The organism is Mycobacterium colombiense CECT 3035 (assembly GCF_002105755.1).
GTDB lineage: Bacteria > Actinomycetota > Actinomycetes > Mycobacteriales > Mycobacteriaceae > Mycobacterium > Mycobacterium colombiense.
In genome coordinates this window covers 4,179,006-4,199,292 of the sequence record NZ_CP020821.1, presented here as the reverse complement: position 1 = coordinate 4,199,292, position 20,287 = coordinate 4,179,006, and the positions used below count along the sequence as shown (strand labels likewise).

Below are 20,287 nucleotides of genomic sequence, written 5' to 3'. Positions count from 1 at the left end.
CAGGCGAGGCTACCCCGACGCACGCCGACGACGACCGCCGCGCGGGCCTGGATCGTGTGTGCGATCCGCTACACGGCGTTATCGGTCGTCGGTCGCGATCCGCCGAGCGCGGCCGTCTCGTCGGTCAGGTGGCTCCCGATGTCGCGGATCTGCCGCGCGCTCAGCGCGCACAGCGGGTGCACGGCCACCATCAGCGCAACGCGTCCCCGTTCGTCGAAAACCGGAGCGGCGATGGTCACCACGGGTTGCTTGCGCCGGCCCGGGTTGTCGTCGGAGAGAAACCCGATCGTGGTGAATTCGACCAGCAACTGGTCCATGATGTGGCGCACCGGAGTCGGCATCTCCGTGCTGTCCAGCGTGCCGACCACCTGCACCGCCTGCGCGAGCGCCGGCGTCGTCCAGTCGACGTCGAAGCCCCGGTCGCGCGTGTGCGCCAACACCTGTTGCAGGCGCTGGGCGCGGTCGGCGTTGTCACCGGCACCCCGCCGGATCCATCCGCGTTGTTCCTCCTCGGTGTCCCAGGCGGCCATCGCCACGCCGAAGGGCGGCGCGTACGGGATGCGATCACCCGGGATGCCCGACGGCTGGGTGGCCGGCTCGCCCTCAAAGGCGGTGACCACCAAGGAATCACCGAACTTCTCGACCACCGAACAGGCGTAGCCGACTTCCCGGGATAGCCGCAGGGCCGCGGACCGCGCCGCATGTGCGAGTGGCCGGGCGGTGTCCATGCGGGCGGCCACCACGGCGAGCGCGGGCCCGAGCGCGAACGTCTTCGCGACGGGATCACGGCTGGCCCACCCGCGGTCGCACAACGTCTTCAGGATCGCGTGCGCGGTCGCCTGGGTGAGATCCAGCTCGCGCACCACATCGGAGAAGCGCAGCCGCGCGCTTCCAGACCGCGCCAGCAGCTCGACGACATCGAGCACGCGGGCGGTCGGCGCTGACGTCGAACCGCGAATCGCTTGACTCCTTTACGACGGCGTTTAGAGTTAGACGAACATTCGAGATCTTATATCGATTATTCGAGAAAGTTAGTGCTTTGCGCGCTGTGGTGTTACGCGACGGCCGGTTGCAGGTCCGCGAGACGCCGGACCCCGAGCCCGGGCCCGGTGAGCTGCTGCTGCGCACGTTGAGCACCGCGATCTGCGCGTCCGACGTGCATTTCATGGATCACCCCGAGCTCGCCGTCGACGACCCGACCGGCCGCTCGCTGTACGACAGCGACCGTGACATCGTGCTCGGCCACGAATTCGTCGGCGAGGTCGTCGGGCACGGGCCGGACTGCACCGACCAGTACGCCGTCGGTACGCGCGTGACGGCCATGCCGGTCCGCCTGGTCGACGGCGGCGCCGGCGGAATGCGCATCATCGGTCAGCATCCCGAGGCGCAGGGCAGTTTTGCTGAGCTGCTGGTGGTTTCGGAGGTGGCCGCCAAGCCCGTCCCGGGCGGGGTGTCCAGCGATGCCGTGGCATTGACCGACGCGTTCGCGGTCGGCGAGTTCTACGTGCGCTCGGCGCGGCTGCAGCCCGGCGAGATCCCCATCGTCATCGGCGCGGGGGCGATCGGGCTCTCGGCCGTCGCGGCCCTGGCCGTCCGCGGCATCGAACCCATCGTCGTCGCCGACTTCAATGCCGATCGGCGCCGGCTTGCCGGTGACCGCTTCGGCGCGCACGTGCTGGTCGACCCGGGTGAAAAGTCAGCGTTCGACGCCTTCAACGAGGTGCGCGCGCAGCGCGGATTACCCGGACCGGCAGTCGTATTCGAATGTGTGGGCGCACCCGGGCTGATCCAGCAGCTGGTGGAGTCCGCCGACATGGGCACCCGTATCTACTGCGCGGGCGGCTGGTACACGGGCGACACCCTCGACATCACCACCGCCACCAGGCAGGGCGTGACGATTCAGTTCGGCGGCGGTCCGCACCCGCAGGACTGGTACGGCACGCTCGACGCCATCGCGGCGGGCCGGCTGGACCCGCTGCCGAGCATCGGCAAGATCATCGGCCTCGACGAGGTGCCCGAGGCTCTGGATCAGGCCCGCAGGTCCGAGGGCCCGCCCCGGATCATTGTCCGCCCGAACGGAGACCACTCGTGAGCGAACGCGATGACCGCCAAGACATCTCGGAGCTGCTGGTGCGGTATGCGACGGGCATCGACCGGCGCGACTGGCCGCTGTTTCGCACCGTGTTCACCGACGACTGCCAACTGGACTACGGCGAGATCGGCGCCTGGAACGGCGTCGACGCCGTCGCCGACTTCATGGAGCAGGTGCACGCCCTGGCGGGACACACGCTGCACCGCCTGACCAACCACGCCATCACCGTCGACGGCGACAAAGCCACGGCACGCACCTACATCGACGGCCTGATCATGGCCGGCGACAACAACTCCGGCGTCAACGCGATCGGGTTCTACGACGACGACATCGTGCGCACGCCGGCAGGGTGGCGCATCGCCCGCCGGCGCTACACGCAGGTTCGCATCACGACGATCGGAGGAGGATAGATGACGTTCGCAACGAAATACGGGCCCTGGGCGTTGGTGGCCGGCGCCTCCGACGGTATGGGTGCGGCGTTCGCCGAAGGGCTAGCCGAGCGTGGCGTCAACGTGGTGCTGCTCGCCCGCCGGCAGGCCGTGCTCGACCGGGTCGCCGCCGACATCGAGGCCAGGACGTCGGCGCAAACCAGAGCCGTCGCAATCGATCTCGCTCAGCAGGGCGCCGCCGCGGCGGTGGCCGCCGCAACCGGCGACCTGGAGATCGGCACACTCGTGTACTGCGCCGGTGCCGACCCGAATTTCGAGCCCTTCCTTGCCAATCCGATCGAAGCGGCCGAGGCGATGGTGCAGCGGAACTGCATGGTGCCCATGCAGTTGTGTCACCATTACGCGCCCGCGATGGTGGAGCGCGGCAGCGGCGGCATCGTCATCTTCGGTTCCGGGGCCGGGCTGGCCGGCGGGCCGAACATGGTCGCCTACGGCGCGTCGAAGGCGTTCGACATGGTCTTCGCCGAGGCGCTGTGGGCCGAACTGCACGATAAGGGCGTCGACGTTCTGGGCCTGATCCTGGGCAAGACCAACACCCCGGCATTGCGCGAACTCGAGTACACCCGCGGCCTGCTCGGGTCGCCCGACGAGGTACCGCCGGACGCGGCGGCCGTGTCCGACGTGATCGCCGAGGCGTTCGAGAACCTCGGCAACGGCCCCACCCTGATGGTGGGCGACACCATGCGCGCCGCGGCGCAGCTGCTGGCGTCGCTGAGCCGCAATCAGGCCGTCGAGCTGTTCACCCAGGCCGCCGCCGCGGCCATGGGCCCGGACGCCTAGCCGCAACCCGCGGCGACGCCGGGCGTTCGCTGCGGGCCCCATCGCCCGCCGACGAGGTTTGCCAAAGTCTCAGATCAGGGCACCCTAACTTTTGCGTCTGCAGCACCCTGGACAGCAAAGATGCGCTTGGGAGCGCCGTACGTTTCGCCAACCCGCTGCGTTGCTGACCCCGGCCGCTACGGGTACGTTGGGTAACCGGTTAACCCACGGCACCCGAGCCGATGTAGCCGCCCGATCGCCAGTGCGAAGGATGACGATGCTCGCCACCGACAGGCCCGCAGCCACCGTCTCGACGACGGCGCTCTGGCGGCGCCGCACCCTGACCCGCTCCGGCTTGATCACCGGCGCATTCATCGCCCCTGCGGTGGTGGTGCGCATCGCGGGCCTGCACACCGGTGCGGTGCCCGCCCTGCTGATCTTCGGGGCGGCGGTGGTGGCGGCCAGTTTCCTGCTGGCGTGGGCGGCCGAGGCCGCGCAGATCGACGTGTCCGGCGGGCTGGCCACGGCGTTGCTCGCCCTGATCGCGGTGCTGCCCGAATACGCCGTCGACCTCTATTACGCCTACGTGTCCGGCCACAACGCGGATTACACGCAGTACGCCGCGGCCAACATGACCGGGTCCAACCGGTTGTTGATGGGGCTGGGCTGGCCCGTCGTGGTGCTGGTGAGCATCCTGGTCGCGCGCAAGTCCGGCTCGGCGAAGGTCACCGGCTTGACGCTGGAGCCAGCAAATCGCGTCGAACTCGGATTCCTGCTGATCGCCGGCGTCCTCGCGTTCGTGATCCCGGCGAGCGGGCAGATCCATTTCGGGCTCGGGCTGGCGTTGCTGGCCTGGTTCGGGTTCTACCTCTACAAGATCAGCCACGGCGACGTCGAAGAGCCGGACCTGATCGGTACGGCGGCCGCCTTGGGCGACCTGCCCGACCGTGGGCGGCGCGTCGCAGTGGTCGGGATGTTCCTGGCGTCCGGTGGGGTGATCCTGCTGTGCGCCAAACCCTTTGCCGACAACCTGGTCGCCGCCGGCACCGAGCTCGGCATCAACCGCTTCCTGCTGGTGCAGTGGCTGGCCCCGCTGGCCTCCGAAGCGCCCGAATTCATCATCGCGACCATCTTCGCCACGCGGGGCAAGGGCACCGCCGCCATCGCCACGCTGATCTCCTCCAAGGTCAACCAGTGGACCCTGCTGATCGGGTCGCTGCCCCTGGCCCACCTGCTGGGCGGTGGCGGGTTCGCCCTGCACCTGGATTCCCGGCAGGTGGAGGAGGTGCTGCTCACCGCGACCCAGACGATGATGGGCGTGGCGCTGATCCTGGCGCTGCGGTTCCACCGGGCCGCCGCGTGCACACTGCTCGGGTTGTTCGTGATCCAGTTCCCGATCTTCTCGACACAGGGGCGGCTACTGCTCTGCGGCGTCTACATCGCGGTGGCCGTCGTCGCGCTGATCATCAACCGACGCCAGATAGTTGCCACCGTCCGGGCGCCGTTCTTCGGCACGGCGATCCGGCACACCGGTCACCCACACCACGAACCGCAGGGTTCCGCACATTCGCGCTAGGCCACCGTCGCGCCGATGACCGCCCCACACCGGGTTCGGCGGCCGCCTGCGTATACGGTCCAGGTATGAATCGAGTGTCGGTGATCACAGGCGGCGCGGGCGGCATGGGCCTGGCCACGGCGAAAATCGTCGGCCGCGACCACACCCTGGTGCTGTGCGACGTCAGGCAGGACCGGCTGGCGGCCGCCGCCACGACCCTACAAGACCTCGGGATCGCCGCGACCGCCGTCGGCTGCGACGTCACCGACCGGCGCGCCGTCGCGGACCTGCTGAAGACCGCGAGCAGCCTTGGGACGCTCGTGTCCGTCATCCACACCGCGGGGGTCAGCCCGAGCATGGGCGCCGCCGATTACGTCATGCGGACCAACGCCGTCGGCACGGTCAACGTCAACGAGGAGTTTTTCGCGGTCGCCGGCGAGGGCGCGGTGATCGTCAACGTGGCATCGATGGCCGCGCACATGCTGCCCGCGGAAATCGTTCCAGCAAGCCAGTTTCCGCAGGCGCTGGACGACACCGACGCATTCATGGACGCCATGCTGGCGGCGTGCGACATCGCTCCCGAGGAGGCGCGATCCGGTCTGGCCTACGCCGTGAGCAAGAGCTTCGTGAAGTGGTACAGCCAGTCGCAGGCCGAGCGATTCAACGCCCGCGGCCTGCGCATCGTCTCGGTCTCACCGGGGTCCATCGACACCGAGATGGGCCGGCTCGAGGAGCAGGCCGGCGCGGGCGCGATGGTGGCCAACGCGGCCGTCCCGCGGTGGGGCAAGCCGGAAGAGATGGCCGAGCTGCTCGCCTTCTGCGCCAGCGAGAAGGCCGGATACCTCACCGGCACAGACATTCTCAACGACGGCGGGGTGATCGCGTCGATGACCGAACGGGCCAGGCTGTCCGCCGCCGGCTAGACCAGGTAGTACAGCTCGGAGTGCGGGGCGAGTTCGGGCGCGCTGGTGAAGGGCTCCTTGACTTTCAGGTCGGCCAGCCTGTTGTGGGCGTAGCGCACCGCCTTGAGGGTGGCCGAGAATTCCTCGTCCTCTTCGGGGAAGACCTGCTCGGCCGGGAACCAACTCTGGAAGCCGACGTTGTTGAGGACGCCGAGCGTGTCGGGACGCACCCCGGCGAGCAGGACGGTAACGCCACGTTCGGTCGTCTCGCGCAGGAACTGCTCGATGCGTTCGATGCAGACCACATCCGGGTGGCGCACCCGCTTGAGCCGCAACACCACGAACGCGATATCCCCTTCGGTGATCCGCCGGCTGATCCCGGTCAGGTATCGATCCAATTCCGGTGCGGCTCCGAAGAACAACTCGCCTTCGAGGTCGTAGATGACGATCGAGGGATCCGCTGAGTCACCCGGAATGCGTTCGCGGACCACGCGTTCGGGTGTGACGACCAGCTCCTTGGACTTCAGCTTGGCCGCCCGTGGCACGAACAGCAGGATTGACAGGACCACCCCGAGCAGCACCGACTTGTCGAGGTCGACGGCGATGCCGGTGAAGGCGGTCACGACCACCAGCCCGGCGTCGTAGCGAGAAGCCTTGAGGGTGTAGACCAGGCGCTTGAAGTCCACCAGGCGCGCGGCCGTGACGAGCAGCAGCCCGGCCAGCGCGGGCTGCGGAACGTAGTGCAGCAGCGGTGCGAACAACAGCAGGGCCGCGGCAACCGTGGCGGCCGAGACGATTCCGGAGAACCGTGTCGCGGCGCCGGACTGGAAGTTGATCGCCGACCGCGACAGCGAGCCCGACCCGGGCAGGCTCTGGAAGAAGCCACCGGTCAGGTTGGCCAGGCCTTCGGCCATGATCTGGCGGTTGTAGTCGATCTTCTGTTGTGTTTGGTAGGCAATGGCTTTGGCGATCGACAGCGCTTCGATGATGCCGACGAAGGCGATGGCGAGTGCCCCCGTGGACAGATGCGGCAGCCACTCCGTGTGCACCTCGGGCACGTGCGGTCCGGGCAGGCTGCGCGGGATCTTGGCGGCCACCGACACCGCGGTGTGCCCACCCCGGCCCGGGGTCGACCAGCCGGCGAGGTACGCGATGAGCGCGGTGATGATCAGCACCGCGAGCATGTCGACCTGCGGCCATCCGTAGCGCTGCACCAGCTTGCGCAGCACGACAGCCAGGATCACCGCCGCCGCGCTCAATGTCAGTGCGCGGTAATTGATGTGATCACCGTGGGTCAGGGTGAGCCAGACGCGGCGCAGCACCTGCATGTGGCCGTTGCCCTTGTCGCGGACGCCCAGTGCGTTGCCCAGCTGCCCGATGGCGAGCAGGAAGGCCGCGGCCGCCATGAAGCCGATGATGACCGACTCGGAAATGTAGCGGGTGAGGTTGCCGAGCTTGAACAGACTTATCACGATCTGGAATGCGCCGACCAGCACGGCGAGCAGGAAGAGCGCCTCGAAGAGTTCCTTGGAGTTTTCCGAGTCGATGAAGGCCAGCGCCGTGAACACCAGTAGCGAGATGGCGCTGGTCGGTCCGTTGATCAGATGCGAGGACGAACCGAAGATCGAGGCGACGACCGTCACGACGATCGCCGAGTAGACGCCGAATCTCGGGTCCACCCCGGCGATCAGGGCATAGGCCATCGCTTGGGGGAAGGAAATGGCGGCGACGGTCAGGCCGGCGACCACATCGTGCCGGCCCTTCACCAGGTCGTATTTCACACGCACACCCACGTTTTCGACGTCTTTCCGCTACGCACCCGACGCCGCGCCGGGCGCCGAGATCATGTCCAGGATTCCGTTGGTGCCGAAGAACTGTTCCCGGGCGTCGCTCCAGTCCTTGGCGATGGCGCTGATCGGGAACAGCGTCAGCGGGCGCAGCCGGTCGGCGTGCTTGGCCAGGATCGCCGGCTTGAACGGGCGATACCCGAATCGCGCCACCTGTTCCTGGGCGGCGTCGGTGAACAGGTAATCGAGGTAGGCCTTGGCGTGAGCCGCCGTCTGCGGATCGGTCACGTTCGCGTCGACCCATGCGACCGCGGGCTGGGCGAGGATGCTGACGGGCGGATAGACCACCTCCAGGTCGTCCCTGTTCGCGGCGACCTCACGCAGCGCCTCGTTCTCCCATGTCAACTGGGCATCGCCGATCTTGGCCAGCGCGAAACTGTCGCCGGCGCCGCGGGCCCCGGCGTCGGCGACCGCCACGTGCTGCAGCAGCGACTTCACGTAGGCGACCGCCTGTGCCGGAGTGCCGCCGCGGGTGGTGACCGAGCCCCACGCCGCCAGGACGCTCAGCTGACCGTTGCCGGATGTCCGTGGGTTCGGCGACACCACGGCCACGTCGGGGTTCGTCAGGTCGGGCCAGTCGTGAATTGCCTTGGGATTGCCCTTGCGGACGACGAAGACGATGGTCGACGTGTAGGGCACCGAGGCGTTGGGCAACCGCTGCTGCCAGTTGCCGGCGATCAGGCCCCGCTTGCTGAGCGTGTCGATGTCACTGATCAGTGCCAGCGACACCACGCTGGCTTTTTGACTGCCGTCCAGCACGCTGCGGAGCTGGCGTCCCGATCCGCCGTGAGACTCCTTGATGGTCAGCGTCGTTCCGTTGTGCGTGCGGTAATCCGCGACGAATTCCTTGTCCAGCGCGGCGTACAACTCGCGCGTGGGGTCGTAGGAGACGTTGAGGATTTCGTTGGAACCAGCCGTCGGGAGATTTTTCAGCACGATCGCGGTCGTGGCGACGACGATGGCGAGCACGCCCAGGATGCTGAGCCAGGGCAGGCGTAGCGACGGGCGCGCCGCATCGGGTGGCAACAGTTTCACCACACCAGCCACACCTCCCATCACCATTCATGATGATGTGCCAAACAGCCTCGTGTGGCACCGAACATTTTTAAGAATGTTAACGATCGGGCTACCCGGCGACAGCCATGAGAATCAGCCTGAAGATAAATACGCCCAAGCTGTTTGGGCCGTCGCGAGCACGCGGGCGGGCCTGGGCCGGCTATTCCTCGGCGCCGACGGCGACTCTCGGCACACGGGCGTCGTCGCGCATCCTGCCGTGGGTCCATTCCCGCGCCCGCAGCCGCCAGGTTCGCCGCGCGTACTCCAGCTCGGTGTAGGGCCATTGGGTGACGATCCGGCCGGACGGTGATCGGAAGTAGCTGTCGCACTGCGTCCAGATGGTGCGCTCCAGGTCAGCGGAAAGCTCGTCGTTGTAACGCTTTTCGGCCTCCGGCCGCACGTCGAGGTATCCGCCGTGGCGCGCCAGCCGGCTGACCGCGCTGGCGACCAGCCGCGCCCCGGCCTCGAGGATGTAGACAATGGAGTTGCCGCCCTGATTGGTGTTGGGTCCGTAGAGCATGAAGAAGTTCGGGAATCCGCTGACCGCCACCCCTAGGTAGGCGCTCGGGTCGGCGCCCCAGTGCTCGTGCAGCTTTCGTCCACCGACGCCGACGACGTCGATGCCGGACAGGTAGCGGGACGTCTCGAAGCCGGTGGCCAGCACGATGGCATCGACCTCGACGTCCGCGCCCGATGCGGTGATCACCGATGCCGGGCCGATGCGCGCGATGGGGTCGGTGACCAGTTCGACGTTGTCGCGTTGCAGGGCCCGGTAATAATCGTCGCCGAGCAGCACCCGCTTGCAGCGGAACGGATAGTCCGGCGTGAGCGCCCGGCGCAACGGTTCGTCGTCGACGGTACGGTCCAGGAACGACGCCGCGATCTGCGTGCGCGCCGTCACCACGGGGTCGTCGGCGAAGGTCGCGGTGTTGTCGTGCTGGAACTTCCAGATCTGCCAGCGGGTGCGTCGCACGGCGAGCGGGCTGCGTTTGAATCGGGCCAATTCGGTTGCGCTGTAGGGACGGTCGTCCTTCGGCACCATCCACGGCGGGGTGCGTTGGAAGACCGTGACGTGCCCCGCGGTCTTCGCCAGCTCGGGCACCAGCTGAACCCCGCTGGCGCCGGTGCCGATCACCGCTACGCTCCGTCCGGCCAGATCGAGGTCGTGATCCCATGCGGCGGTGTGCAACACCGGGCCCGCGAAGTCGCGCAGCCCCTCGATATCGGGGAGCTTGACGGAACCGAACAGGCCGACCGCGCACACGACGACGTCGGCGGTCAGGGTGGACGGCTGCCCGTCGCGCTCCAGCCGGCAATGCCACGCGCCGGCACGCGCGTCCCACCGCACGGAGCGGACCGTGGTGTCCAGCAGGAGATGGCGACGCAGGTCGAAGTCGTCGGCCACCGATTCCAGGTAGGCCAGTATCTCCGGCTGCCGGGCGTAGGTACGGCTCCAGGATGTGTTGGGGGCGAAGGAAAACGAATACAGGTGGCTTTGGATATCGCAGGCCGCACCGGGATAGGTGTTGCGCCGCCAGGTGCCGCCGACCCCGTCGGCGCCCTCGATGATCACCAGGTCGTCGACGCCCGCGCGGCGCAGCGCGACGGCCGCGCCCAGACCGCCGAAGCCGGCGCCGATGATGGCCACCTTCGGTCCGCGCCGGCGCCTAGTCGCCGCCCGCATCCGCCCAATGGCGTAGAGCGCGCGGGCTTTCCGGCTGGTCACGGTCGGTCCCCGGCGCGCCGGATCACCATGCCGTTCAGGTCGCCGTCGGCCCGCCACCGCTGCAGGATGTCCGCGTATTCGGTGGGAGCGCCGAAGAAGAAGCTGCCCTGCCGAGTCTTGGCGTCGGCCTTGCCTTCTCGGTTGTAGTAGCCGGGCGTGCATGTCTTGGCGCGCTCGGCGCTCGCGACCGAGCGCGCCACCACCGTGTCGACCCAGCCGGCCTCGGCGTCGGGCGCGGCCTCGATTTCGGTGATGCCGTCGGCTAGTGCGGTCGCGATGATCCACGCGACGTGGCCGGCCTGCACGTCGAGCAGGTAGGGGAAGTTCACCGTCAGGCCGGCCTGGGCGATGCTTTCGATGAAGCAATTGGGGAACTTGGTGGTGCACAGGCCCTGGAAGGTACGCACACCGTCGTCCCAATGTTCGGTCAGCGTCACGCCGTCGCGGCCGATCAGCTCGAATCCGGTGCGGCGGCAGTAGTCGGTGCCCACCTCGAAACCCGTTGCGAAGATCAGGCAGTCGACTTCGTAGCTGACGCCGTCGACCACCACGCCGGCCTCGGTGATGCGCTGCACCCCGCGGCCGCGGGTGTCGACCAGGGTGACGTTGTCCCGGTTGAACGTCGGCAGGTACTCGTCGTGGAAGCAGGGTCGTTTGCAGAAGTATCCGTACCACGGTTTGAGCGCCTCGGCCGTGGCGGGATCGGTGACGATCGCCGCGACGCGCGCCCGGATCTCGTCCATCTTGGCGAAGTCCGCCAGTTCGATGTCTCGGCCGCGCTGTTCGGGATCGGTGAGGCCGTCGCGATCCTGGCGCATCACCGGCAGCTTGCGGGTGATGCTCGTCCAGGCATCGGCCACCAGGTCCTGGTCGGCTTGGCCGCCGGCCGTGAGGATCTGGAAATTGTGTATCCGCTCGCGTTGCCACCCGGGCTGTAAACCGTTGGCCCACTCCGGATCCGTGGCGCGGTTGGCCCGCACGTCCACCGACGACGGGGTGCGCTGAAAGACGTAGAGCCGCCGGGCGGCAGCGGCGAGGTGCGGTACACACTGGATCGCCGTGGCGCCGGTGCCGATGATGCCGACGCGCTTGTCGGCCAGGTTCTCCAAGGCCGGTCCCGTGTAGGCATAGTCCCAGCGGCTGGTGTGGAACGCATGCCCGCCGAAGGCGCCGAGCCCGTCGATGCCCGGCAGCTTCGGTTTGGCCTGATAGCCGTTGGCCATGGACACGAACCTGGCGCGCATCTCGTCGCCTCGGTCGGTGCGGATGATCCAGCGGGATTCCGCTGAATCCCAACGGATTTCCCGCACGTCGGTCTGCAGGCAGGCGTCGCGGTAGAGGTCGTAGTGCTCGGCGATCCGCCGGCAATGCGCGAAGATCTCCGGGCCCTTCGCATACTTTTCGGTGGGTGTGTAGCCGAGCTCCTCGAGCAGCGGCATGTACACGTACGATTCGACGTCACACGCGATCCCGGGATAGCGATTCCAGTACCAGGTGCCGCCGACGTCGGCCGCCCGGTCGATCAGCCGCACGCTCTCGACGCCGAGCTGGCGTAGCCGCGCGCCGGTCAACAGCCCGCCGAACCCGGCGCCGACGATGGCGACGTCCACCTCATCGGTGAGCGGCTCGCGGGCGTGGTCCCCGTTGGCCCACGGGTCGTCGGCGAACCGGGCGAAGGCGCCGGCCATCTCGACGTACTGGCCGATGCCGTCCGCGCGGATGCGGCGCGCGCGCTCTTCGGCGTACTTGCGGCGCAGCGCGTCGACGTCAAGCACCTGGCCAACGGTCTCGGTCACGGCCCTGCTTCCTCTCCGTGGCCCCGACCTTATAATCAATCGCTTGATCATATCAAGGGTGCCGGCGCCCAAAAGGTCGTTTACCGGCGGCTATGCCGGCGAGGCCGGGGCGAGCAGGACGCCCCGGACCAGGCGTCTGGCCGACGCCAGCGCCGCCTGATAGTCCTCGGCCGTGAGCGTGGCCGCCAATTCGGTCAGGCCGTAGATCAGCGCGTAGATCGCCTCGGCGGCGCCGCGCGGGTCGGCACGGCCGGCGAGGCCGCCCTCGCGGAAGGCGTCCTCGACGATGCCGTCGATGATCTCGCGGAAGGCCTGAAACCCTTCCGGCGCGGAGACGCCGACGCCGATCGCGTTCTCCGCCCGGATCACCCACTCGAACGCCGCGAGGTCGGGATATTCGCGCATCAGCCGGCCCGATTCGTCGAGGACCGCCTCTAGCCGCGCGATCGCGTCGCCCGGCCGGGTGGCCGCCCGGCGCAGTCGCGGCACCGCGATGTCCGTCCGCGCGGCCACCGCGGCCTTCATCAGTTCGGACTTTTTCGGGAAGTAGTTGTAGAGGCTCGCACTGGTGACGCCCGCGGCGCGGGCGATCTCACGAATCGTCGCGCGCGCGTAGCCGACCGTGGCCACGCACCGCATGGTGGCGACGATGATCCGGCGGCGAGTCTCCTCGCCGCTGGCACCGACCGGGCGCCCGCGTGGCGCCCGCGTCACGGCGCTGCCTGCACTGATCGCTCCCTGTCGGCCGACGGCTCGCAATACATCGAATATAATCGGACGATCAATTCCCTTGACGGTATCGGCACGGAGGTACGCGATGCGCGATCACCGGGCCCGCGACGCGGGATGACCGTCACCGGGCCGCAATTGGGCCGGCCGGTGGGCGCAGACGCCGAGCAGACCCGGGCACGGATCATCGCCGCGGCGATGCGCTGCGTGGCCGAGACGGGCCGCACCCGCGCGACGATTCGTGAGATCGCCCGCGCCGCGGACATGACCAGCGGGAGTTTGTATCACTACTTTGCGAACAAGTCCGAGTTGCTCGAGGCCACCGTCGCCGAGATGGACCGGATCGCACTCCCCCGGCTGCGGGCGGCCGCCGCGCAGGCGGACACCGTCATCGATCGCCTCGCGGCGGTGCTCGACGAGTCAAGCCAATTGATGCGCGACTATCCCGATCTGGCCGCCTTCGAACGAGCGATGCGCGTGATCGGCCACGAACACGGCGACCGGTGGCGGCCGCCCGGTCCGAATGCGTTGCGCGACATCATTTCCGAGATCATCGGGGACGCCCGAGCACGGGGTGCGCTGCCCGCCGGCACCGATCCGGGTGCCGTGGTGAATGCGATCCATGCGCTGGCGCGCGGCCTGACGGAACGGGCTGCCGGCCTCGACCCGGGCGCTTACGCCGCGACCCTCGATTCGGCCAAGATGCTATTGCGGGGAACGCTGTTCACCGGCGGCCCTCAGTGAGTCGCCCAACGTCCACAGCGCGACACCGAGCAAGACCAGATCCTTGAGCAGAAATTGGCCCGGCAGCGCCGAGAGCACCGGAAGGCCGTGGGCGTGGGCCATGACCACCCCTGGGGTGGTGAACAGAAAGCTCAGCGTGCCCAAGAACAGCACCACCGCCAGCGCGCTGCCCGCGGCCGAGATCCGCGGCCACAGCGGCCGCAACGCGATCAGAACGGCGGCAACGATTTCCATCGTTCCAAGTGCGCGCGCGACGAACGTGACGCTGAAGACGTTGTAGACCCAGCTCATCAGCGGGCTGTGCTGAATCAGCACGCGGGCTTCCATTTTCACGTACTTGCCCAGACCGATCCACGCCAGGACGAGCACGAGGCCGTAGCGGCTGACGAGGTGGCCCCACCGGGTCAGCGCCGGCGCCGTCGTCGGCGCATGGGTGAGATCGATCATCGGGCGACGTCCTTTCGCGAGCACAAACCGGGCATCCACCCAACCCACGGTGCAGGCCGCGTTCGAGTTCACTTCCGCAATCGCTCGAGTCCCGCGACGATGAGCCGCAACCCGAAAGCGAATTCGTCGGCCAGCGGCACGGGTAGGTCGTCGGCGACGGTGACCGTTGCGGGAAAGCGGACCGGATCGAGGCGGTGAAACGCCGCCGAGAGTTCGGCGTCTCGTTCGCCGTCGGTCGCCGTCGCGCCGGACAGCTGGATCGCAAATCCCAGGACGTAACGGGCCAGGGTCGCGTACGCGTGGGCCGCAACCGCCGGTGGAAAGCCGTTGTCGAGCAGGACGGCCAGGCAGCGCTCGCGGTTGGCCAACGCGTTCGGCCCCATCGGCGTGTACTCGATCAACAGCGGTGCGACATTTCCGTGTCTGCTCAACGCGTCAAACATGTGCTGCGCGAACAAGATACAGGCGTCTTGCCACGGCAGTGCGGCGAGTTCGTCCGCATCGAGATCGACCTCGCCGAGGATGTGGTCGACCACCAGGGCGACCAGCTGTGACCGATTGGAGAAGTGACGGTACAGCGTGGCGGTGCCCGACGCCAGGCGTTGCGCCAGCGCGCGCATCGACAGAGCCTCCGGCCCCTGTTCGTCGACGAGGTCGACGCCCGCGGCCAGGATGCGGTCCACCGGCAGGGCCGGGCGGCCGCGGGAACGGCGCCGCGGCCGACCGGTGTCGCTCACATCACTCACTGTGGTGCTCCCGCCGCTTGACACCCGCGCATATTACGGAGACACTGTATCCATAAATATCGGGTCGATCAACCACCTTGACAGCAAGGAACATTCGTCATGCTCCTCCCCCTGGCGGCCGAGCCGTTCACCGCTCCCACCGACCGCGACATGCTGCCCTCCGAACGACGGGAATTCGTGCGCACGCATCGCACCTGCGTATTCGGCTACCGCCGCCGCAACGACGGCCCGGCGATGTCGATCGTGTACTACATCCCCACCGACGCCGGCGAATTGCTGGTCTCCACCATGGCCGGCCGCGGCAAGGCCCGCATCGTCGAACGCGATCCCAAGGTGAGCCTGTGCGTCCTCGACGAGCGCTGGCCGTTCGCCTATCTGCAGGTCTACGCCGACGCCACCATCGACCAAGACCGGGATCTGGCCGTCGACGTGATGATGGCGGTGGGCGGCCGGATGTCCGGCCGGCCACTCGGCGAGGAGGCCCGCCCGCAGATCCGGGACATGTGCGAACGCGAGAACCGCGTCGTCATCCGCTGCCGGCCCTACTCCACCTTCGCGACGCCGCCACGCCATCTGCACCGCAACGACCAGGTCAACGAACTCAGCCACTGGGTCTCCGGCGTGATGCCTTGGGACGCAGCCGATCCGGTGACGGGCTGATCAGCCTGCGTAGCGGTCGCGCAGCTTGCTCAGCGTTGCCTCGATGCCCGACCCGTTCGCCTTGGCGAAGCCCATCCGCTCGTAGTAGTTCAGCTTGTTCTTGAGCGCGCCGGCATCGCGGTAGTCGAACGTCTCGGTGACCTGGGTCAGCGTCGGCGACAGCTTCTCGAATTCCCACCGCCAGCGATGACCCAACGGGTGGCGCCACTCGATGAGTTCGTTTTGCGTCAACGCGGTGATCGTGCTGGTGATCCGGTAGGGCAGCCCGAACATCTTCATGTGCGTCGAAAACTTCGAGCCCTCAACCAGTTGCGCCGGCACGGTGATGTTGTCGCGCACCGTGCCCGACCCGTCCAGCTCGTGGTGACGGCGAGGATCGGCGACCAAGGCGAACAGCTCCGCGGCCGGGGCGGCCACCTCGACCCTGCGGCTCACCTGGCGGGGCCCCCGGTCGACGACAGTGACGGTCATTGAGAATCTCCTTCCGCTACCCGGCAGCGTAATCCCGTCTAGTTCTGCGGATCCGGGACGTTCGGATCCCACACCGGTGACGGCACGAACCGCGCAGGCCAGAAGCCCGATTTGGTCAACCGCGCGACCTCTTCGCGCAGCACGACTCCGATCTTCGTCGCGAATTCGCGGGGCAGCTGCAGTGCCGAGCTCGCGGCCACGCCGAGCTGCTGGTTGATCTCGGGTTCGCAGATCGGCGCGCACCGCAGCCGTCCCGCTTCGACGTCGGCACCACACGCCGCCGACGGCAGCACCGCGTAGCCGAGCCCGGACTCGACCAGATCCTTCGCCACCTCCACCGAATCGGTCGAAAAGCGGTCGGTCAGAGCGACTTTCAGCCGAAGGGCGGTGTTTTCCAGCGTATTGCGGATGCCGGTCTGCGCGCTGGGCATCACCAGCGAAAGCTTGGCCAGGTCGGCGAAGCGGACCGGGTTGGCGGGCGACAGGTCCGACGCGGGCCCGCCGACCAGCACGAGATCTTCGATCAGCAAGTGCCGGAAGAACAGCCGGTCATCGGAGACCGGGTTGATCACCGCCAGGTCGATCGCGCCTTTCAGCAAGCGTTGCACCAGGTCGTCGGTGTCCGCGACGGCGATGTGGAAGTGGACGTTCGGGAACGCGGCGCCAACGCTCGCCGCCAGCGGCGCGGCCAGCACGCCGGCCGTCGTGGGCACCATGCCGAACAGCAGCCCGCGCTCGATCCGCGCCAATGGCGATCCGGCATACCGGACCGCGAGCTCTAGCTGACGCAGCGGCGCGGCCGTCGACGATCGCAGCCGCTCGCCCTCCTCCGTGAGATGCACGCCGCGCCGGGTCCGCTCGAACAGCGTGATCCCGAGGTCCTCCTCCAGCAGCCGGATCTGGCGGCTCAGCGCCGGCTGGGCGATTCCCAGCACCGCGGCCGCGCGCGTGATCGACCCCTCCTCCGCGATCCGCAGAAAGTACTTGAGCCGGTGGGTGTCCATCGCCACCACATCTACCAGCCATACAAATCGAGCATGACCGCTTTCCCGAATTGGTATTACCTTGCGCCGCCGATCGGGTCATATGGTCGGCTGACGCGGCCATAGCCGCTCGATGCGATGCCCTGCCGGGATGGCTGGCGGGCATGTCTCGAATGTCTCAACGTCCAGGGAGAGGTCGGCGATGACGGTTCAAGAGGAGCGGGACTGGGTGCAACTGCTCGGACTGGATCGGCTGCCCGAGCACATCGTCGGCAAGCGCGTCACCGAGTTGATGGACCTGTCCGGCAAGAAGGCGTTCGTCACCGGCGCCGGCGGCGACGGCCTGGGGCAGGCGATCGCCAACCGACTGGCCGGCTGCGGGGCCGATGTGGCGCTCATCGGCCGCACCTTCGAGAAGGTCGAGCGCCGCGCGAAGGAGGTCGAGCAGCGCTGGGGGGTGCGGGCCATCCCCGTCAAGGCCGACATGTCCGACTGGGACCAGGTGCACGACGCGGTGGACCGGGCCCACGGCGACCTCGGTGGGCTCGACATCATGGTGAACAACCCGGTGATGGTGGCGGCGGGCCCGTTCGAGCTGCAGACGAAGGCCGACATCGACTACACCGTCCTGGGCAGCCTGACCATGATGATGTACGGCGCACACGCCGCGCTGCAGCACATGCTCGCCCAGGGGTCCGGGAAGATCATCAACATCGGGTCGGTCGGCGGCCGCATCCAGCAGCGCGGTCTGGTGGTCTACAACGCGTGCAAGGCCGGCGTCATCGGGTTCACCCGCAACCTGGCCCATGAGGTCGCGCTGCGCGGCGTCAACGTTCTGGGCGTGGCGCCGGGCATCATGATCAAACCGGAGATGCGCCAGTACCTGCTCGATCCCCAGGACGACAGGCAACGCGCGGGCCGCGGCGCCATCCGGGAGGCGATCACCCATCAGGTCCAGCTGGGGCGCGCGTCGTTGCCCGAGGAAGCCGCCAACATGGTCGCCTTCCTGGCTTCCGAGGCGGCCGACTACATGTGCGGGCAGACCATCGACGTCGCGGGCGGCCAGTGGATGGGTTAACCACCGCCGCAGGCACTTTCATCATGGAGACGTCGTGTTGACATCCGATCAGGTGATGAGCGAGGCCGAAGCGCAGACCGGCCTCGCCGACTTCGGCGACGCCTCGTTCACCGAGGGCCTGGACATCCTGCTGTCCGCGCTGCGCGACGAGGCGCACCTCAACGCGCGCGGCGAAGCCTTTCTGCACCAACGCATCGTGGGGTATCTCTCGCAGCGCCTCCAGGTCGAGGACTGGTATCGCAGGCACCCGGAGATCGGAGACGTCGCGATCACCGCGCCGTTGATCGGCCTCGGGCTGCCCCGCACCGGCTCCACCGCGTTGTCGATGTTGCTGGCGCAGGATCCCGGCGTGCGCTACCTGCGCCGCTGGGAGTCCGCGCAGCCCTGTCCCCCGCCGTCGACGGTGCGGGGCGCGGACCCGCGCGTGCCGCCGGACAGGGGAGAAATGGTGGGCACCCGCCACCATGTCCCCGGGGACACCCACGGACCGATGGAGTGCCACGAGTTGATGGCGCTCGATTTCAAGTCCCACATCTTCCAGTCGTTCGCCGAAATACCTTCGTACTCAACGTGGTTGGTCGAGCGCGCAGACCTCACCTCCACGTTCCGCTATCAGCGCCGGGTGATGCAACTGCTGCAATGGGGTGAGGCGGCGCGTCCGTGGCGGCTCAAGTGCCCGTCGCACGTCTTGTGGCTCGACGCCCTCGACGCGGCGTTCCCGGACGCGCGCTTCGTGATGACCCATCGCGATCCCACCGACGTCCTCTTGTCGGTGGCCGACCTGTACGCCGACATCATCGGAGCGTTCAGCGACCGGATCGACCGCCGGTATATCGGCAGGCTCAACGTCGAACACTGGTCGCTGGGCATGGAACGCGCACTGCGGTTTCGCGCCGGCGGCGCGGAGGATCGGTTCTACGACATCGACTTTCGCGCCATGCAGGCGGACCCGATCGGCGAGGTCGCCGGCCTGTACGCATGGCTGGGCGATCCGGTGTCCGACGAGTTCGAGGCGCGGATGCAGAGTTGGTGGCGGCAGGCCGCCGCGGAGCGCGAGCCGAGCTCGCACGCCGACCCGACGCAGTTCGGCATCGACCTCGATGAGGTGCGGCCCCGGTTCGCGCGCTATGTGGACAGCGCGCGGCGGTGGACGTCCCACGAAAGGAGTGACAAGAGCAATGGCTGTTGACCTGACGGGCGGCATCGACCCGTCTCGCGAATACGTGCTGGCGCAGCGCCCCGAGGATCCGGAGATGCGCGACTCGGTGAGCTTCTGGGTGGTCGACGACCGCGGCGAGATCGGGTTGCCGCGCATCGGAATCGAGGCCGTGGGCGCCAATTGGGATTCCCACGACATTCAGCTCAACGCCGCCTTCCCCGATGGCCGCGTCTACCGGCTGCGCACCAACGGGCCGTCACTGCCCACCCGCGGGCCCGACGGGCGGGCGACCGTGCTCGGCGCCGGCGGGTTGGCGTTCCGGTGCGTCGAACCGTTCGACACCTGGACGATGTCCTACGACGGGCCCGCGGTACAGACGTCGTCGGCCGACCTGGTCGCCGGCCGCAAGGACGGCCCGACGGTGGACATCAGCTTCCACGTCGAGGCGAAGATGGCCGTACCGCCGTGGGTCCAGGGCGCGTTGCACTCCGACGCCGACACCCAGCTCAGGACGACCGCGGTGGGCGCCATCATGGGCGGCCCGCGGTACGAGCAGTTGTTTACCGCCACAGGCGAATTCCATGCCACGGGCGAGCGGCTGCATCGGTTCACCGGCAGCGGGCTGCGCATCCGGCGCACCGGGGTGCGCAAGCTCGCCGGCTTCTGGGGACACTGCTGGCAGTCGGCCGTATTCGGCAGCGGGCGCGCGTTCGGCTACATCGCCTACCCGCCGCGCGCCGACGGTCAGCCCACCTTCAACGAGGGTTTCGTCTTCACCGGCGACGGCGGCCTGATACCCGCCCGGGCGGTGCAGGCGCCGTGGCTGACGCGGCTGCGGCCGCTCGGCGAGCGCGTGCCGCTGGTTCTCGAGACCGCCGATGGCCGCGTCGAAATCGACGGCGAGACAGTGTTTTCCACCCACGATATCCATCACGACGACGACATGTACTCCATGCACGCCCTCAAGCAGGAGATGTCTCAGTTCCCCGCGGTGCAGCAGGCCGGCGTGCGCTACACATGGGACGGCGAGCAGGCCTACGGCATGCTGGAACGCTCCAACCCCCTCGACGAAATCGCCCGCGACTGAA

General features: G+C 68.1%; 20 protein-coding genes. 10 read left to right on the top strand and 10 right to left on the bottom strand.

Annotation, left to right across the window (positions count from 1 at the left end; translation table 11 throughout):
- Window positions 1-68 precede the first annotated feature (68 nt).
- Window positions 69-926 carry a helix-turn-helix domain-containing protein gene (locus B9D87_RS19725; protein ID WP_007769553.1) on the bottom strand — a complete coding sequence of 286 codons (858 nt, stop codon included), beginning with the start codon at window positions 924-926 and terminating at the stop codon, window positions 69-71.
- Between the two features lie 122 nt (window positions 927-1,048).
- Between B9D87_RS19725 and B9D87_RS19720 the strand changes: the two genes are divergently transcribed.
- From B9D87_RS19720 to B9D87_RS19700, 5 genes are all read left to right on the top strand, one after another.
- Complete coding sequence (locus B9D87_RS19720) at window positions 1,049-2,092, top strand: zinc-binding dehydrogenase (RefSeq protein ID WP_007769560.1); 1,044 nt, start codon at window positions 1,049-1,051, stop codon at window positions 2,090-2,092.
- Window positions 2,089-2,502 carry a nuclear transport factor 2 family protein gene (locus B9D87_RS19715; protein WP_007769563.1) on the top strand — a complete coding sequence of 138 codons (414 nt, stop codon included), beginning with the start codon at window positions 2,089-2,091 and terminating at the stop codon, window positions 2,500-2,502. Before B9D87_RS19720 ends, B9D87_RS19715 begins: the two co-directional genes overlap by 4 nt.
- A complete protein-coding gene (locus B9D87_RS19710; RefSeq protein WP_007769565.1) occupies window positions 2,503-3,321 on the top strand; it encodes an SDR family NAD(P)-dependent oxidoreductase in 819 nt (272 codons plus the stop codon). It begins immediately after the preceding gene.
- A gap of 250 nt (window positions 3,322-3,571) precedes the next feature.
- The gene (locus B9D87_RS19705; RefSeq protein WP_040629513.1) at window positions 3,572-4,876 is read left to right on the top strand and encodes a calcium:cation antiporter family protein; all 1,305 of its coding nucleotides are present in this window, start codon (window positions 3,572-3,574) and stop codon (window positions 4,874-4,876) included.
- Window positions 4,877-4,941: 65 nt separating this feature from the next.
- Window positions 4,942-5,778 carry an SDR family oxidoreductase gene (locus B9D87_RS19700; RefSeq protein WP_007769571.1) on the top strand — a complete coding sequence of 279 codons (837 nt, stop codon included), beginning with the start codon at window positions 4,942-4,944 and terminating at the stop codon, window positions 5,776-5,778.
- On the opposite strand, the gene B9D87_RS19695 is transcribed toward B9D87_RS19700, so the two are convergent.
- The 5 genes from B9D87_RS19695 to B9D87_RS19675 all read right to left on the bottom strand — a co-directional run bounded on the left by B9D87_RS19695 (window position 5,775) and on the right by B9D87_RS19675 (window position 12,896).
- Window positions 5,775-7,550 (bottom strand): SulP family inorganic anion transporter, encoded by a 1,776-nt coding sequence (locus B9D87_RS19695; RefSeq protein ID WP_007769573.1) that lies wholly within the window; start codon window positions 7,548-7,550, stop codon window positions 5,775-5,777. The two genes, B9D87_RS19700 and B9D87_RS19695, sit on opposite strands and share 4 nt — an antisense overlap.
- 18 nt (window positions 7,551-7,568) lie before the next feature.
- Window positions 7,569-8,660, bottom strand: coding sequence for a sulfate ABC transporter substrate-binding protein (locus tag B9D87_RS19690; RefSeq protein WP_052002426.1), 1,092 nt, complete (start codon window positions 8,658-8,660; stop codon window positions 7,569-7,571).
- Between the two features lie 160 nt (window positions 8,661-8,820).
- A complete protein-coding gene (locus B9D87_RS19685) occupies window positions 8,821-10,386 on the bottom strand; it encodes a flavin-containing monooxygenase (protein WP_040629516.1) in 1,566 nt (521 codons plus the stop codon).
- On the bottom strand, window positions 10,383-12,182 hold the full coding sequence (locus B9D87_RS19680) for a flavin-containing monooxygenase (protein WP_007769579.1): 1,800 nt from the start codon (window positions 12,180-12,182) through the stop codon (window positions 10,383-10,385). The genes B9D87_RS19685 and B9D87_RS19680 overlap by 4 nt, the downstream gene beginning before the upstream one ends.
- 90 nt (window positions 12,183-12,272) lie before the next feature.
- Entirely contained in the window at window positions 12,273-12,896 is a 624-nt protein-coding gene (locus tag B9D87_RS19675; protein ID WP_085382823.1) for a TetR/AcrR family transcriptional regulator, read from the bottom strand.
- 132 nt (window positions 12,897-13,028) lie between these two features.
- Here B9D87_RS19675 and B9D87_RS19670 point away from each other — a divergent pair, with 132 nt between their 5' ends.
- Entirely contained in the window at window positions 13,029-13,655 is a 627-nt protein-coding gene (locus B9D87_RS19670; protein ID WP_085382822.1) for a TetR/AcrR family transcriptional regulator, read from the top strand.
- Here the strand turns inward: B9D87_RS19670 and B9D87_RS19665 are convergent.
- On the bottom strand, window positions 13,617-14,102 hold the full coding sequence (locus B9D87_RS19665) for a YkgB family protein (RefSeq protein ID WP_007769587.1): 486 nt from the start codon (window positions 14,100-14,102) through the stop codon (window positions 13,617-13,619). The genes B9D87_RS19670 and B9D87_RS19665 overlap by 39 nt on opposite strands.
- Window positions 14,103-14,170: 68 nt before the next feature.
- Window positions 14,171-14,785 carry a TetR/AcrR family transcriptional regulator gene (locus B9D87_RS19660; RefSeq protein ID WP_040629621.1) on the bottom strand — a complete coding sequence of 205 codons (615 nt, stop codon included), beginning with the start codon at window positions 14,783-14,785 and terminating at the stop codon, window positions 14,171-14,173.
- A gap of 162 nt (window positions 14,786-14,947) precedes the next feature.
- Here B9D87_RS19660 and B9D87_RS19655 point away from each other — a divergent pair, with 162 nt between their 5' ends.
- On the top strand, window positions 14,948-15,508 hold the full coding sequence (locus B9D87_RS19655) for a pyridoxamine 5'-phosphate oxidase family protein (RefSeq protein WP_007769601.1): 561 nt from the start codon (window positions 14,948-14,950) through the stop codon (window positions 15,506-15,508).
- On the opposite strand, the gene B9D87_RS19650 is transcribed toward B9D87_RS19655, so the two are convergent.
- Window positions 15,509-15,979 (bottom strand): SRPBCC family protein, encoded by a 471-nt coding sequence (locus B9D87_RS19650; RefSeq protein ID WP_007769603.1) that lies wholly within the window; start codon window positions 15,977-15,979, stop codon window positions 15,509-15,511.
- Between the two features lie 38 nt (window positions 15,980-16,017).
- Window positions 16,018-16,983, bottom strand: coding sequence for a LysR family transcriptional regulator (locus tag B9D87_RS19645; protein ID WP_007769605.1), 966 nt, complete (start codon window positions 16,981-16,983; stop codon window positions 16,018-16,020).
- 181 nt (window positions 16,984-17,164) lie between these two features.
- On the opposite strand from B9D87_RS19645, the gene B9D87_RS19640 reads away from it, so the two are divergent.
- Genes B9D87_RS19640 through B9D87_RS19630 form a run of 3 tightly spaced genes read left to right on the top strand, consistent with a single transcriptional unit; the run spans window position 17,165 to window position 20,286 of the window.
- Window positions 17,165-18,040: an SDR family NAD(P)-dependent oxidoreductase gene (locus B9D87_RS19640; protein WP_007769608.1), complete on the top strand. Its 876-nt coding sequence runs from the start codon at window positions 17,165-17,167 to the stop codon at window positions 18,038-18,040.
- Window positions 18,041-18,074: 34 nt separating this feature from the next.
- The gene (locus B9D87_RS19635) at window positions 18,075-19,229 is read left to right on the top strand and encodes a sulfotransferase family protein (RefSeq protein WP_007769609.1); all 1,155 of its coding nucleotides are present in this window, start codon (window positions 18,075-18,077) and stop codon (window positions 19,227-19,229) included.
- On the top strand, window positions 19,219-20,286 hold the full coding sequence (locus B9D87_RS19630) for a DUF7064 domain-containing protein (RefSeq protein WP_007769611.1): 1,068 nt from the start codon (window positions 19,219-19,221) through the stop codon (window positions 20,284-20,286). The genes B9D87_RS19635 and B9D87_RS19630 overlap by 11 nt, the downstream gene beginning before the upstream one ends.
- Window position 20,287: the final 1 nt, after the last annotated feature.